The organism is Streptomyces sp. NPDC020192 (assembly GCF_044388685.1).
Classification (GTDB): domain Bacteria; phylum Actinomycetota; class Actinomycetes; order Streptomycetales; family Streptomycetaceae; genus Streptomyces.
Genome location: NZ_JBIRXG010000005.1, coordinates 145,097 through 158,669 on the forward strand (window position 1 = coordinate 145,097; position 13,573 = coordinate 158,669).

At 70.5% G+C, this 13,573-nt stretch carries 12 protein-coding genes and 2 tRNA genes; 10 read left to right on the forward strand and 4 right to left on the reverse strand.

Translation table 11 applies throughout. From position 1 onward, the window contains the following. Window positions 1-10 precede the first annotated feature (10 nt). Both ACH47Z_RS12490 and ACH47Z_RS12495 read left to right on the forward strand, forming a co-directional pair. Window positions 11-691 (forward strand): AIM24 family protein, encoded by a 681-nt coding sequence (locus ACH47Z_RS12490; RefSeq protein WP_399073177.1) that lies wholly within the window; start codon window positions 11-13, stop codon window positions 689-691. A gap of 17 nt (window positions 692-708) precedes the next feature. Continuing rightward, window positions 709-1,464: an AIM24 family protein gene (locus ACH47Z_RS12495; RefSeq protein ID WP_399073178.1), complete on the forward strand. Its 756-nt coding sequence runs from the start codon at window positions 709-711 to the stop codon at window positions 1,462-1,464. A 44-nt stretch (window positions 1,465-1,508) separates the two neighbouring features. On the opposite strand, the gene ACH47Z_RS12500 is transcribed toward ACH47Z_RS12495, so the two are convergent. Continuing rightward, complete coding sequence (locus ACH47Z_RS12500) at window positions 1,509-2,024, reverse strand: NUDIX hydrolase (protein WP_399073179.1); 516 nt, start codon at window positions 2,022-2,024, stop codon at window positions 1,509-1,511. Beyond that, complete coding sequence (locus ACH47Z_RS12505; RefSeq protein ID WP_399073181.1) at window positions 2,021-3,445, reverse strand: zinc-dependent metalloprotease; 1,425 nt, start codon at window positions 3,443-3,445, stop codon at window positions 2,021-2,023. Before ACH47Z_RS12505 ends, ACH47Z_RS12500 begins: the two co-directional genes overlap by 4 nt. Before the next feature lie 192 nt (window positions 3,446-3,637). Here ACH47Z_RS12505 and ACH47Z_RS12510 point away from each other — a divergent pair, with 192 nt between their 5' ends. From ACH47Z_RS12510 to ACH47Z_RS12525, 4 genes are all read left to right on the forward strand, one after another. After that, window positions 3,638-4,750: an SDR family oxidoreductase gene (locus tag ACH47Z_RS12510; protein WP_399073182.1), complete on the forward strand. Its 1,113-nt coding sequence runs from the start codon at window positions 3,638-3,640 to the stop codon at window positions 4,748-4,750. Window positions 4,751-4,895: 145 nt separating this feature from the next. Beyond that, on the forward strand, window positions 4,896-5,354 hold the full coding sequence (locus ACH47Z_RS12515) for a molybdenum cofactor biosynthesis protein MoaE (protein ID WP_399073183.1): 459 nt from the start codon (window positions 4,896-4,898) through the stop codon (window positions 5,352-5,354). A gap of 149 nt (window positions 5,355-5,503) precedes the next feature. Then, window positions 5,504-5,677 carry a hypothetical protein gene (locus ACH47Z_RS12520; protein ID WP_399073184.1) on the forward strand — a complete coding sequence of 58 codons (174 nt, stop codon included), beginning with the start codon at window positions 5,504-5,506 and terminating at the stop codon, window positions 5,675-5,677. A 51-nt stretch (window positions 5,678-5,728) separates the two neighbouring features. Beyond that, window positions 5,729-6,826, forward strand: a complete 1,098-nt coding sequence (locus ACH47Z_RS12525) for a PDZ domain-containing protein (RefSeq protein WP_399073185.1) — start codon at window positions 5,729-5,731, stop codon at window positions 6,824-6,826. 96 nt (window positions 6,827-6,922) lie between these two features. Here ACH47Z_RS12525 and ACH47Z_RS12530 read toward each other — a convergent pair whose 3' ends face one another. Further along, complete coding sequence (locus tag ACH47Z_RS12530; protein WP_399073187.1) at window positions 6,923-7,468, reverse strand: PPA1309 family protein; 546 nt, start codon at window positions 7,466-7,468, stop codon at window positions 6,923-6,925. Between the two features lie 164 nt (window positions 7,469-7,632). On the opposite strand from ACH47Z_RS12530, the gene ACH47Z_RS12535 reads away from it, so the two are divergent. The 4 genes from ACH47Z_RS12535 (at window position 7,633) to ACH47Z_RS12550 (ending at window position 12,929) form a co-directional block, all read left to right on the forward strand. Beyond that, on the forward strand, window positions 7,633-10,533 hold the full coding sequence (locus tag ACH47Z_RS12535; protein WP_399073407.1) for a UPF0182 family protein: 2,901 nt from the start codon (window positions 7,633-7,635) through the stop codon (window positions 10,531-10,533). 42 nt (window positions 10,534-10,575) lie between these two features. Then, window positions 10,576-10,649 (forward strand) — tRNA-Met (locus tag ACH47Z_RS12540). 204 nt (window positions 10,650-10,853) lie between these two features. Then, window positions 10,854-12,779 (forward strand): sel1 repeat family protein, encoded by a 1,926-nt coding sequence (locus tag ACH47Z_RS12545; protein WP_399073188.1) that lies wholly within the window; start codon window positions 10,854-10,856, stop codon window positions 12,777-12,779. A 76-nt stretch (window positions 12,780-12,855) separates the two neighbouring features. Then, window positions 12,856-12,929 (forward strand) — tRNA-Met (locus ACH47Z_RS12550). A 132-nt stretch (window positions 12,930-13,061) separates the two neighbouring features. On the opposite strand, the gene ACH47Z_RS12555 is transcribed toward ACH47Z_RS12550, so the two are convergent. Further along, window positions 13,062-13,478 (reverse strand): Fur family transcriptional regulator, encoded by a 417-nt coding sequence (locus ACH47Z_RS12555; RefSeq protein WP_399073189.1) that lies wholly within the window; start codon window positions 13,476-13,478, stop codon window positions 13,062-13,064. Window positions 13,479-13,573 lie beyond the last annotated feature (95 nt).

Here is a 13,573-nt window from a genome sequence, read left to right on the forward strand (position 1 = left end):
GGAGCCCGTCATGAACCAGCCGCTCGCGGGCTACGCCCCCGCACCCGTCACCGCCCGCATGGAGAACCACGGCCAGCACATGCTGAAGGTCGCCATGCAGACCGGAAACGACCTCCTCGCGCGCGTGGGCTCGATGGTCGCCTACGAAGGCTTCGTCCAGTACGAGCCGAACCCGCCGGCCGTCCGCCAGATCGCCCGCGACTGGATCACCGGCGAGGGCGCGCCCCTGATGAAGTGCACCGGCGACGGACTGCTCTACCTCGCCGACTACGGCGCCAACGTCGTCGTGATCAACCTGGGCGGCGACGGCATCTCCGTCAACGCCACCAACCTCCTCGCCTTCGACGCGCATCTGAGCTGGGGCGTGGAGCGGGTCAAGGGGCTCGCGAAGTTCGCCGGGCAGGGCCTGTGGAACACGAGGATCTCCGGGCAGGGCTGGGTCGCGCTGACCTCCCGGGGCACGCCGATCGTCGTCGACTGCGGCGGTGGCGAGGACGAGACGTACGTCGACCCCGACGCGCTGGTCGCCTGGTCGCCCAACCTGAAGGTGCGCGGCAAGCGCAGCTTCAAGGCGCAGTCGCTGATCGGCCGGGGCAGCGGTGAGGCCTACCAGATGGCCTTCTCCGGCCAGGGCATCGTCGTCGTCCAGCCCAGCGAGGACAGCACCGACCGCCTCCGGATCCGGGGCTGAGGGGGAGCCAGAAAGCCATGCAGAGCCCGCTTTTCGCGCACAACGACCTCCAGACGCAGGAGCGCTGGAGCCTGCAGAACTCACAGCTGCTCCGGGTCACCCTGGAGGGCCACGACGACATCCTCGCCCGCAAGGGCAGCATGGTCGCCTACCAGGGGCTGATGGAGTTCGACGCCGAGTACCAGAGCAACAACCAGGCACGCGCGCGTGCGTACACCGGCGAGGGCCTGGACCTGATGCGCTGTCACGGACAGGGCACGGTCTATCTGGCCAACCTCGCCCAGCACGTGCACATCATGGACGTCGAGCAGGACGGGCTGACCGTCGACAGCTCCTACGTCCTCGCCATGGACTCCTCGCTGCACCACGAGGTCATCGCCGTCGACAGCCTCTACGGCATCTCGGGCTCCGGGAAGTACCAGCTGAACATCACCGGGCGCGGCAAGGTCGCCCTGATGACCTCGGGCGCGCCGCTGCTGATGCAGGTCACGCCGGACCGTTACGTCAACTGCGACGCGGACGCGATCGTCGCCTGGTCCACCGGGCTGCGTGTGCAGATGCAGGCCCAGACGCACTCCTCCGGGGTGTGGCGCCGGCGCGGCAACACCGGTGAGGGCTGGGAACTCAGCTTCATGGGCACCGGATTCGCGCTCGTCCAGCCCAGCGAGCTGCTGCCGCCGCAGAACGCGGTGATCGGACAGGGCATCGCCGCCCAGTTCGGCATGGGCCAGCAGGGAGCGCGCGGGCAGAACCAGGGGAACGTCTGGAGCTAGCTGCCGGTAAGGGGTGGCTGCAAGAGCAGGCACCCCTTACCCGGTCAGAGCCTGGCGCGGGTCGCCTCCACCAGTCGTACGACCGACTCGTCCGCTACGTCGGCCACTTCGTCGTACGCGAACCAGCGCAGGTCCAGCGACTCGTCGCTGATCGCCGCCACGGCCCCGTCCGGCGCTACGGCGGCGTACTGGACGTCCAGGTGCCAGGCGCAGGGCGTGTGGTGGCGGTCCAGGCGGACCGGGTCGCTCCGCAGCAGACGCAGGGAGGAGATGCCGGACTCCTCCGTGGCCTCCCGCAGGGCCGCTTCCGCGAGCGTGGTGTCGCTCCGCTCGCAGTGGCCGCCCATCTGCAGCCACATCCGCAGCTTCCTGTGCAGCGTGAGCAGCACCCGACCGCGCCCGGGGTCGATCACCAGGGCGCTCGCCGTGATGTGCCCCTCCGCGCAGCCCTTCCACATCCCGTCGGGATGCCTCTGGAGATGGTCCAGATAGACCTGACGGAGTTCCCGCTGGTCGCCGTACCCCTCCAGCACCTGGACGGCATTGTTGTGCAGGGTCACTCTGTGTCGTCGTCCTTCTTCAGGTTCGGCTTCTCGGCGGAGCCGCCCGCCGCCTCCCCGAGCATCTTGTCCAGCTCCGAGAAGTCCAGCTGCTCCCGGTGCACGAAGCCGTCCGGGTCGTCCAGGTCGGTGGCCGTCGGCAGCATGTCCGGGTGGGCCCACAGGCCGTCGCGGCCGTCGACCCCGCGCGCGTCCGTGAGCGAGGCCCACAGGCGGGAGGCGTCGCGCAGCCGGCGCGGGCGCAGCTCCAGGCCGATCAGCGTGGCGAACGTCTGCTCCGCCGGGCCGCCCGTCGCGCGGCGCCGGCGCAGGGTCTCGCGCAAGGCGTCCGCAGACGACAGACGCGGCTTCGCGGCCGCGTGCACCACCGCGTCCACCCAGCCCTCGACGAGCGCCAGAGCGGTCTCCAGGCGGGCCAGGGCCGCCTTCTGCTCCGGGGTGTCCTCCGGCTGGAACATGCCCTGCTGGAGCGCGTCCTGCAGCTGCTCGGGGTTCTGCGGGTCGAACTGGCCGACGACGTCCTCCAGCTTGGCCGTGTCGACCTTGATCCCGCGCGCGTAGCCGTCGACCGCGCCGAACAGGTGCGAGCGCAGCCACGGCACGTGCGCGAACAGGCGCTGGTGGGCCGCCTCGCGCAGCGCCAGGTAGAGCCGCACCTCCTCCTGGGGCACGCCGAGGTCCTTGCCGAAGGCCTCCACGTTGGCCGGGAGCAGCGCGGCCCGGCCGGCCGGGCCCAGCGGCAGGCCGATGTCGGTGGAGCCGACGACCTCGCCCGCGAGCACGCCGACGGCCTGCCCGATCTGCGTGCCGAACATGGCGCCGCCCATCGAGCGCATCATGCCGATCAGCGGGCCCGCCATGGCCTGCATCTCCTCCGGCAGGACGTCGCCCATGGCCGCGCCGACCCGCTCGGCGACCGGGTCGACCAGCTCCTGCCACGCGGGCAGGGTCGCCTCGACCCACTCCGCGCGGGACCAGGCCACCGCCGAGGCGGAGCCCGACGGCAGGGACGTCGCATCGTCCAGCCACAGGTCGGCCAGGCGGACGGCCTCCTCGACCGCCTTGCGCTCGGACGCGCCGACGCTGGCGTCCTTCGTGCCGTCCGGGGTGCCCTGGGCGACCGTCTGGCGGGCGATCTGCTTGGCCATCTCCCAGTTCACCGGGCCGCCCTCGTAGGAGAGCATCTGGCCGAGCTGCTGGAACGCGGCGCCCAGGTCGGTGGGGTTCAGGGAACCGAACATGGCTGCGAGCGGATTGTCGGCGCCGGGGCCGCCCAAGCCGCCGGCTCCGGGCAGGCCGCCGAAGCCGAACGGATTGGCCGGTCCCTGCCCACCACCGCTCTGCTGGTCCTTCTTCTTGCCCTCGTCGCCGTCTTCCGGCTCCTCCGGCGGAAGGCCGAAACCGAATGGGGTGTCACTCACGGGATTCCTCGGCTGGTAAGGCCACCGGTCTGTCTCCGGCGGCGCGGCTGCCCGACAACACCACCCAGCGTAGACACCCCGACCCGATCGGGCCTCGGTGCTTCGCCCACGGAAGGCCTGCGGCAGGATGGATGCACCTGGTACGTACGCGTGACTCGCGCACGTATGTGAAGACAACCGCTGGAGAAGCCGGTGAGTTCCCCAGATCCGCAGGTTCGCGCAGCGCGAAACCCCTCAACCCCTCCTGCCGTGCGCGGGCCCGTCGTCGCGGTCACCGGTGCCGCCACCGGGGTCGGTGCCCTGCTCACCGAGCGGCTCGCCGCCTCCGGGGAGATCAAGCAGGTCGTCGCCATCGACGAGCGGCGCGGGGAGTGCGCCGACGCCGAGTGGCACATCCTCGACGTGCGCGACCCCGCCATCGCGGACAAGCTGCGCGGCGCCGACGTCGTCGTCCACCTCGCGCTGGACCTCGATCTGGAGACCGATCCGGCGGCGCGCACCGCTTACAACGTCCGGGGGACCCAGACCGTCCTCACGGCCGCGGCCGCCGCCGGCGTGCACCGGGTGGTGCTGTGCACCTCGGCGATGGTCTACGGGGCTCTGCCGGACAACGAGCTGCCGCTGTCGGAGGACGCCGAGCTGCGCGCCACCGCCGAGGCCACCGGGGTCGGGGACCTGCTGGAGATCGAGCGGCTGGCGCGGCGCGCGCCACGCGCGCATCCCGGGCTCAACGTCACGGTCGTACGGCCCGCGGTGCTGGTCGGCGGGACGGACACCGCGCTGACCCGGTACTTTGAGTCGCCGCGACTGCTCGTCGTCGCCGGGTCGCGGCCCGCGTGGCAGTTCTGCCACGTCGAGGACCTGTGCGGCGCGCTGGAGTACGCCGTCCTCGAGAAGGTCGACGGGGAACTGGCCGTCGGCTGCGACGGGTGGCTGGAGCAGGAGGAGGTCGAGGAGCTGAGCGGGATCCGGCGGATGGAGCTGCCGTCGGCGGTCGCGCTCGGCGCCGCGGCCCGGCTGCACCGGATCGGGCTCACGCCGTCCCCGGCCGGGGATCTGGCGTACACGATGTATCCCTGGGTGGTCAGCGGGAGCCGGCTGCACGACGCCGGGTGGCGGCCGCGGTGGACCAACGAGGAGGTCCTCGCGGAGCTGCTCGAGGAGGTCTCCGGGCGGCACACGGTCGCCGGGCGGCGGCTGGGCCGCAAGGACGCCACGGCCGCGGGTGCGGCGGGGGCCACGGTGGCCCTGCTGGGCGCCGCCGCCGTCGTACGAAGGGCCCGGAAGGCTCGGCGGCGGGTGTGAGGCGTCCCGCGGCGGGGCTGGGCGGTCGGTGTCTGGCCGGCCACGCGTGCGCGTGCCACGTCGTAGGACTCACCAAACACGCACACACGCGTGCCTGGTGAATCTCGTATTCCCCGTTGTCACCGGCGTGCGGCACGATGGGGTCATGGCACACGTGAACGAGCACCCCGGTGAGCGGGCGGCGCAGGATCCCATCAAGCTGATCGCCGTCCGGGAGACCGCGCTCTCCGTGGACGAGGTGTTCCGGGCCGTCGGGGACGACGCGGCCGGGGGTGTCGCGCTGTTCGTGGGGACCGTGCGCAATCACGACTCGGGCGCCGACGTGGACGCGCTCGGGTACTCCTGCCATCCCAGTGCCGAGGCCGAGATGCGGCGGATCGCCGAGAAGGTCGTCGCCGATCACCCGGTGCGGGCGCTCGCCGCCGTGCACCGGGTGGGGGACCTGGTCGTGGGGGATCTCGCCGTGGTCGTCGCGGTCGCCTGTCCGCATCGTGCCGAGGCCTTCGACGCCTGCCGCAAGCTGATCGACGACCTCAAGCACGAGGTGCCCATCTGGAAGCACCAGAGGTTCTCCGACGGGACGGATGACTGGGTCGGCGCGTAGCGCCGCTGAGGTCCCTGCCGGTGTGCGCCACTTGGAGCACTTCCGTCCCTCCGGTTGCGTAACCGGCCCCCTGGCGTGAGCGTTGTCAGTGCGGATGGTTAATCTGCTGATCAGTCAGTTGCGGACGCTCTGAACGTTGGGAGGTCGGCATGGGGGCGCTTGTCTGGCTGCTGATTCCGCTTCTGGCCGCGATCGGTGGCGGACTCTGGGGCAGCTGGGCCAATCGGACCCGCAAGGTGCGCGGTGACGGGCCCGAGCTGGACGGCTATGCCCGGTTCCGCGCGGCCATGGAGAAATCCCACTCGGGCGCCGGCGGAGCCTGACGGGGGGTGCCCTGACGGGCCTCTGACAGAGGCGTCCCGTACTGTCATGGCATGCCACGCCGCACCGCGACGATGCTCGCCTCCACCCTGATGCTGATCGCGCTCCTGTGCGCGGGAGTGCTCATCCCCGTGCCGTACTCGGAGATGTCTCCCGGCCCGACCGTGAACACGCTGGGGGACCACGGCGGCGAGCCGGTGCTGCAGATCTCCGGGCACCAGACGTACCCGGCGAGCGGTCACCTGAACATGACCACGGTCCGGGTGACCAGCGCGGACTTCCGGATGAACCTGGTGGAGGCGGTCTACGGCTGGCTGGACCCCGACACCAAGATCGTGCCGCACGACACGCTCTACCCGAACGGCACGACGGAGGAGGAGTCCACGCAGCAGAACGCCGAGGAGTTCAGCCAGTCCCAGGAGAGCGCCAAGGTCGCGGCCCTGAAGGAGCTGGGCATCCCGGTGAAGTCCTGGGTGATCGTCTCCACCGTCGTCAAGGACTCCCCGGCCGAGGGCAGGCTGCACGCAGGTGACGTGATCAAGGCCGTCGACGGCACGGCGGTCAAGCAGCCGTCCGACGTCGCCAAGCTGGTCACGAAGCACAAGGCCGGCCAGAACGTCGTCTTCACCGTCGTCCCCGCCAAGGAGCAGGCCGCCGCGGAGAAGGCGCACAAGACGGCGACCGCGACCCAGGACGTCACCATCACCACGAAGGCGTCCGACGACACCGGGCCCCAGCGGGCCATAGTCGGGATCTCCGCAGGGACCGACCACACCTTCCCGTTCACCATCGACATCAAGCTCGCCGACGTCGGCGGCCCCAGCGCCGGTCTGATGTTCGCTCTCGGGATCTACGACAAGCTCACCCCGGGCGACCTCACGGGCGGCACGTTCGTCGCCGGCACCGGGACGATCGACGACAACGGCACCGTCGGGCCGATCGGCGGCATCGAGATGAAGACCGTCGGCGCGCGCGAGAAGGGCGCCCAGTACTTCCTGACGCCCGCCGACAACTGCGCGGCCGCCGCCAAGGACACCCCGGGCGGGCTGACCCTGGTCAAGGTGAAGAACATCGGCGACGCGCTCAGCGCGCTGAAGGACATCCGCACCGGGAACACCGGCGCGCTGCCCAAGTGCACCACCAAGGGCTGAGCTCGCCCGTGACACGCGGCTGGGGGCGCCCCGCGAGGCGGGGGCGCCCCCATCGCCGTACCGGAAAGGACGTACCGGACTTACCGGGAAAGAAGGTCAGTCCGCGAACGTCGCCGTCAGCGCCTCGGCCAGGCCGGGCACCAGCTCCGGGCCGGTGAGGACCTCCGTCGGGGAGTCCTTCTCGCGCAGCCGGATCGCCGACTCGCGGCTGCCGTCGCGCAGCACCGCGACCGTCATCCGCACCTCCTGGCGCTCGGGGTGCTGGGCGACCCACTGGGTCAGCTTGGCCTCGCTCAGGTTCTGCGGGACCTGAGCCTCGGCGGACGGCGGCAGCATCAGGCGCTCCACCGAGAGCGCGCAGCCGACCACCGCGTCGGGCCAGGCGATGGTGCCGAGGAAGTCGTCGAGCGGCTTGCCGGACGGGAGCTCGTCCTGCTCGATCGGGGTGAGACCGGCGGTCTCGGACTCGTCCGCGTCGAGGCCCAGCTGGGCCGCGAGCGCGGGTTCCTGAGCCCGCAGCCGCGCGGTGTCGACAAGGGCGAAGAGGCGAGCGGGCTGGTCCCAGCCGAGGCCGGAGACGTACTCGTCGATCTCGAGTACGGCCCGGGTGAGCGGGCTCGCTGCCATGGGAGTGTTGGACATGGTCACAATCCTGCCTCGTTCATGGCCGGAATCGGGAACCGAGCAAACCGTGAGTAAGTTGCATAGGTGTGGGTCCGCGATCACGGGGGGCCACGGCGGGTCCGCGAACACGAGGGCCTGACGGATCGACAGCGAACTTCGAGGTGCGCACCTTGGCTTTCCAGATGCCGGACCGCGGCGGAGGCCCGACGGGGCCACGGATCAGAGCGGGCCGCCCGTCCCGGGGGGCACGGACCCTGCTCCTGACACTGGGCGTCCTGGCTGTGCTCGGCATGGCGTTCACCATGTTCGCGGGCTTCTGGACGGACTGGCTCTGGTACCGGTCGGTGCACTACTCGTCGGTGTTCACGACGATGCTGTGGACCAAGATCGGGCTGTTCTTCGTCTTCGGTCTGCTGATGGCGGTCGCCGTCGGGCTCAACATCTGGATCGCGCACCGGCTGCGGCCCCCGCTGAGCGCCATGTCCATGGAGCAGCAGAGCCTCGACCGCTACCGGATGGGCATCGCGCCGTACAAGAAGTGGCTGCTGCTCGCCGTCACCGCGCTCGTCGGGCTGATCGCGGGCGCCTCCGCGGCCGGCCAGTGGCGGACCTGGCTGATGTGGGTCAACGGCGTGCCCTTCCACCAGAAGGACCCGCAGTTCCATCTCGACGTCTCCTTCTACGCCTTCGACCTGCCCTGGTACCGCTTCCTGCTGGGCTTCGGCTTCGCCGCCGCCATCCTGTGCCTGATCGCCGCCGCGCTCACGCACTATCTGTACGGCGGGCTGCGCGTGACCAGCCCCGGCGCGCGGGCCACGGCCGCCGCGACCGGACATCTGTCGGTGCTGCTCGGCATCTTCGTCGCCCTGAAGGCGGTCGCGTACTGGCTCGACCGGTACGGGCTGGCGGTGAAGTCGAGCGACTTCAAGGCGACCGGCGACTGGACCGGCCTGCGCTACGTCGACGCCAACGCCTATCTGCCGGCGAAGACGATCCTGTTCTGCATCGCCGTCATCTGCGCGCTGCTGTTCTTCGCCACCCTGTGGCGGCGCACCTGGCAGCTGCCCGTCATCGGCTTCGGCCTGATGGTCCTCTCGGCGATCCTGATCGGCGGGCTGTACCCCGCGATCGTGCAGAAGTTCCAGGTCCAGCCCAACGAGCAGGCCAAGGAAGCCCCGTACGTCCAGAAGAACCTCAAGGCGACCCGCGAGGCGTACGGCATCGACGACGCCAAGGTCACCGAGTACTCGGGTCAGTCCACGACGAAGGACAAGACCACGCTGCGCAATGACGCGAACGACGCGGCGAGCATCCGCATCATGGACCCGAACATCGTCTCGCCGACGTTCCAGCAGCTGCAGCAGATGAAGAACTTCTACGGGTTCCCGACCAACCTGGACGTCGACCGCTACCCCGCCAAGGACGGCAAGAACGCCAAGGCGCAGGACACGGTCATCGGACTGCGCGAGCTGAACCTGGACGGCATCCCGAAGAACAACTGGATCAACGACCACTTCCGCTACACGCACGGCTACGGCGTGGTCGCCGCCAAGGGCACCGAGGCCGACGACCAGGGCCAGCCCGTCTTCACCGAGTCCGACATGCCCTCCACGGGCGACCTCGGCACGTACGAGCAGCGGATCTACTACGGCGAGAAGACCACCACCTACTCGATCGTCGGCGGTCCCCAGAAGGAGATCGACTACACCGACAACAGCGGTGAGAAGACCACCAGTTACCAGGGCGAGAGCGGGGTCAACCTCGACAACCCGGTCAACCGGGCCGCGTACGCGGTGGCGTTCAACGAGCCGCAGATCCTCTACTCGGGCGCGATCGGCAAGGGTTCGCGGATCCTGTACAATCGCACGCCCAAGGAGCGCGTCGAGGCCGTCGCCCCCTGGCTGACCATCGACGGCGACGCCTACCCGGCGGTCGTGAAGGGCCGTATCCAGTGGATCGTCGACGCCTACACGACGTCGAACGGCTACCCGTACTCCTCCCGTACGACCCTCGGCGACACGACGGCCGACTCGCTGACCGCCGCCAACAACAACCGCGCGGTGGTGGCCCAGCAGAACCAGGTCAACTACATCCGCAACTCGGTGAAGGCGACCGTCGACGCGTACACCGGCGAGGTCAGGCTCTACCAGTGGGACACCCAGGACCCGGTGCTGAAGACCTGGATGAAGGCCTTCCCCGGCACGGTGAAGCAGAGGAGCGCCATCTCCCCGGACCTGATGGCCCATCTCCGCTATCCGCAGGACCTGTTCAAGGTCCAGCGCGAGCTGCTCACCCGCTATCACGTGACGGACGCGCAGACGTTCCTCACCGGCAGCGAGGTGTGGCAGGTGCCGGACGACCCGACCAACAAGTCGGGCAACGCGGTGCCGCCCTACTACCTGAGCACGAAGATGCCGGACCAGTCCCAGCAGGCGTTCTCGCTGTCGACGACGTTCACGCCCAACGGCCGGGACAACCTCAGCGCGTTCATGACGGTCGACGCCGAGGCCGGCAGCAGTGACTACGGCAAGATCAGAATCCTGAAACTGCCGACCAGTACGACGGTCGACGGACCCAAACAGGTACAGAGCCAGTTCAACTCCGAACAGGACATCGCCGCCGCGATCAGACTCCTCAAGGGCGGCGACTCCGACATCGAGTACGGCAACCTGCTGACCGTGCCGCTGGACGGAGGACTGCTGTACGTGGAGCCGGTCTACGTACGCGGTGGCGGACTGAAGTACCCGCTGCTGCGCAAGGTTCTGGTCACCTACGAGGGCAAGACGGCGTTCGAGAACACCCTCGACGAGGCTCTCGACAAGGTCTTCGGTACGACGGCCTCGACCACCCCGCCACCGCAGACCGGCACCACCCATCCGCCCACGTCGAGCAATCCGACCGTCCAACAGGCCCTGAGCGACGCCCAGAAGGCGTTCGACGCGGGTCAACAGGCCCTGCAGGGACCGAACGGGCCGGACTGGACCGCGTACGACAAGGCCCAGAAGGATCTGAAGGCCGCGCTGAAGCGCGCGGCGGACGCGGAGGCCAAGGCCGGCAGGAACGGGACGGGAACCAAGAGTTGATCAAGGAGGCCCCGCGCCGTGGTACGGTTACCAGGCAAACGGCGCGGGGTGGAGCAGCTCGGTAGCTCGCTGGGCTCATAACCCAGAGGTCGCAGGTTCAAATCCTGTCCCCGCTACTGCGATCGAAGGCCCGGATCCCAAGGGATCCGGGCCTTCGTGGTGTGCGAACTCACATACGGAGGGGAGGTACGGCCGCGCCGCCGCGGGGAGTCGAGGGGGATGTGTTTGACTTGTCGTCCTGTGGGCATGTCGACAAAACGCTGAAGTGACCTCACGGGCTGCGGTATACCGGGTGTACCCAGGTTGCAGGTGGTGCGACGATGGACGTTATGGGGGACAAGGCAACTCTGTTCGAGTCAGGGCGATTTGTGCAGCCTCCCGGTGAGGAGCCGACCCGCGACGACCTGAGCGACATGGGGGACGCCGCCGAGGAGGTACGCCTCGGTCTCGCCGCGCAGAGCGGCGACGCCGAGGCCGCGAGTGTCCTCGGAAGCCTGCTGCTGCGCCGCGGCGACCTCGACGGAGCCGAACCCCAGCTGCGGGCCGCCACCGCGGCCGGCGACCGCGCCGCCGCCAACAACCTGGGCGTCCTGCTGCACCAGCGCGGCTACCCCGAGGAGGCCGCCGGATGGTGGCGCGTCGCCGCCGTCGCCGGTTCCGCCGCCGCCGCGCACGCGCTCGGCCGCTACCACCGTGAGCGCGGGGACGAGCCCGCCGCCGAGTACTGGCTGCGCCAGTCCGCCGAGCAGGACCATGTCCTCGGCGCCTACGCGCTCGCCGACCTGCTGGAACACCGCGGGGACGTCGGGGCCGAGCACTGGATGCGGGCCGCCGCCGAGCGCGGGCACCGGGAGGCGGCGTACCGGCTGGCGCGCGCGCTCGACCACCGTGCCGGACACGAGGACGCCGACCGCCCGGGCTCAGGCGCGCCCGGCCGCCGGGCCGGTGCCGGCCGGAGCGGCCTGGCGGGGGCGGCCGGTGGTGCGACCGGTCAGGACGGTCGTGATGGCCGTACGGACGAGACCGGGGGCGACAACGCTGTCGCGGAGGCCGAGCAGTGGTACCGGCAGGCCGCCGCGCGCGGTCACCGGCGCGCCGCGCTGCACCTCGGCGCGATCCTGGAGAAGCGGGGCGAGCTGAAGGAGGCCGGGCGCTGGTACCTGACCTCGGCCAAGGACGGCGAGGCCCGGGCCGCGTGCGCCCTGGGCTTCCTGCTGCGCGACGCCGGGGACGCCGAGAGCGCGGCCGTGTGGTGGCTGCGCGCCGCCCAGGAGGGCGACGGCAACGCGGCCAACGCGCTCGGCGCGCTGCACGCCGAGCGCGGCGAGACACAGACCGCCGAGCGCTGGTACCGGGCGGCGCTGGACGCGGGCGACGACAACGGCGCGTACAACCTCGGGCTGCTCTGCGCCGAGCAGGCACGCACCGCGCAGGCCGAGCAGTGGTACCGCCGGGCCGCCTACGCCGGGCACCGGGAGGCCGCCAACGCGCTCGCCATCCTGCTGCTCCAGGGCGGCGACGCCACCGGTGCCGAGCCGTGGTTCTCCAAGGCCGCCGAGGCCGGCAGCGTGGACGCGGCGTTCAATCTCGGGATCCTCTACGCCGGGCGCGGCGAGGAGACCATGGCCCTGCGCTGGTACGAGCGGGCGGCCGCCGCCGGGCACACCGAGGCCGCGCTCCAGGTCGGGATCGCCCGGCTGCGCGAGGGCGACGAGCAGGAGGCCGAACGGCATCTGCGGTGCGCGGCGGGCGCCGGCAGCGCGGAGGGCGCCTACCGGCTGGCCACCCTGCTCGACGCCCGCCGGCCGCCGGAGCCCGCGCACGAGCTGGGCGAGATCGTGCACGAGAAGACCGAGTGCGAGGAGTGGTACGAGCGCGCGGCCACGCAGGGGCACCGGCGCGCCCAGGTACGGGTCGGCATGCTGGCCGCCGCCCGGGGTGACGTGGTCGAGGCGGCGCGGTGGTACCGGGCGGCGGCCGAGGCCGGTTCGCGCAACGGCGCCTTCAACCTGGGCCTGCTGCTGGCCCGGGAGGGCAGCGAGCCGGAGGCGGCGGTGTGGTGGACCCGCGCCGCGGACGCCGGGCACGGCCGGGCGGCCCTCCGGCTGGCCCTGGTCTACGCGCGTCGGGGCGAGCTGGCGGAGGGGCAGCGCTGGGCCGACCGGGCGGTGGCACTGGGGCCTGCGGAGGTCGCGGAGCGGGCGGGCCGGCTCAGGGATGCGCTGCGGGAGGAACTCTCGGCGTGAAAAAGTGAGCCCGGCCACGTCTCCGGTAACTGATTTGCCTTCGCTCACCTCCCTCACGTAATGTCGTGTTCACCGACGCGGGGTGGAGCAGCTCGGTAGCTCGCTGGGCTCATAACCCAGAGGTCGCAGGTTCAAATCCTGTCCCCGCTACTGAAGGCCGAGGGCCGGAATCCAGAAATGGGTTCCGGCCCTCAGTCGTTTCCAGATGGTCGCTTCCGGATGCCGGGGCAACAAAAAGAGGGGGCTCGCGCCCCCTCCTGCTCACGGCCTACGGCCTACGGCTTACGCGCTCGCGCAGTCCGGGCACAGCCCCCGGTACGTCACCTCGACGTCCGACACCGTGAAGCCGAAGCGCTCCGCGTCGGGGAGGTCGGCGAGGGGGTTGCCCGTCGGGTGGACGTCACGGATCGCGCCGCAGTGGGCGCAGACCAGGTGGTGGTGCGGGCGGTGCGCGTTCGGGTCGTACCGCTTCGCGCGCTTGTCCGTCGAGACTTCCAGCACCTCGCCGAGGGAGACCAGCTCACCCAGCGTGTTGTAGACGGTCGCCCGGGAGATCTCCGGGAGCTTCGCGACAGCGCGCGCATGGACCTCGTCGGCCGTCAGATGGACGTGCTCGCCGTCCAGGACCTCGGCCACCACGCGCCGCTGCGCGGTCATCCGCCATCCGCGTCCACGCAGCCGTTCCAGAAGGTCGCTCATGGCTACCAGCCTAACAGGAGGGGGTACCAGGACGGGAATAGGTGTGAGATTAGATCGCCATTTGACTTAGATCTAGTCCAATGTAGGATCTGGAA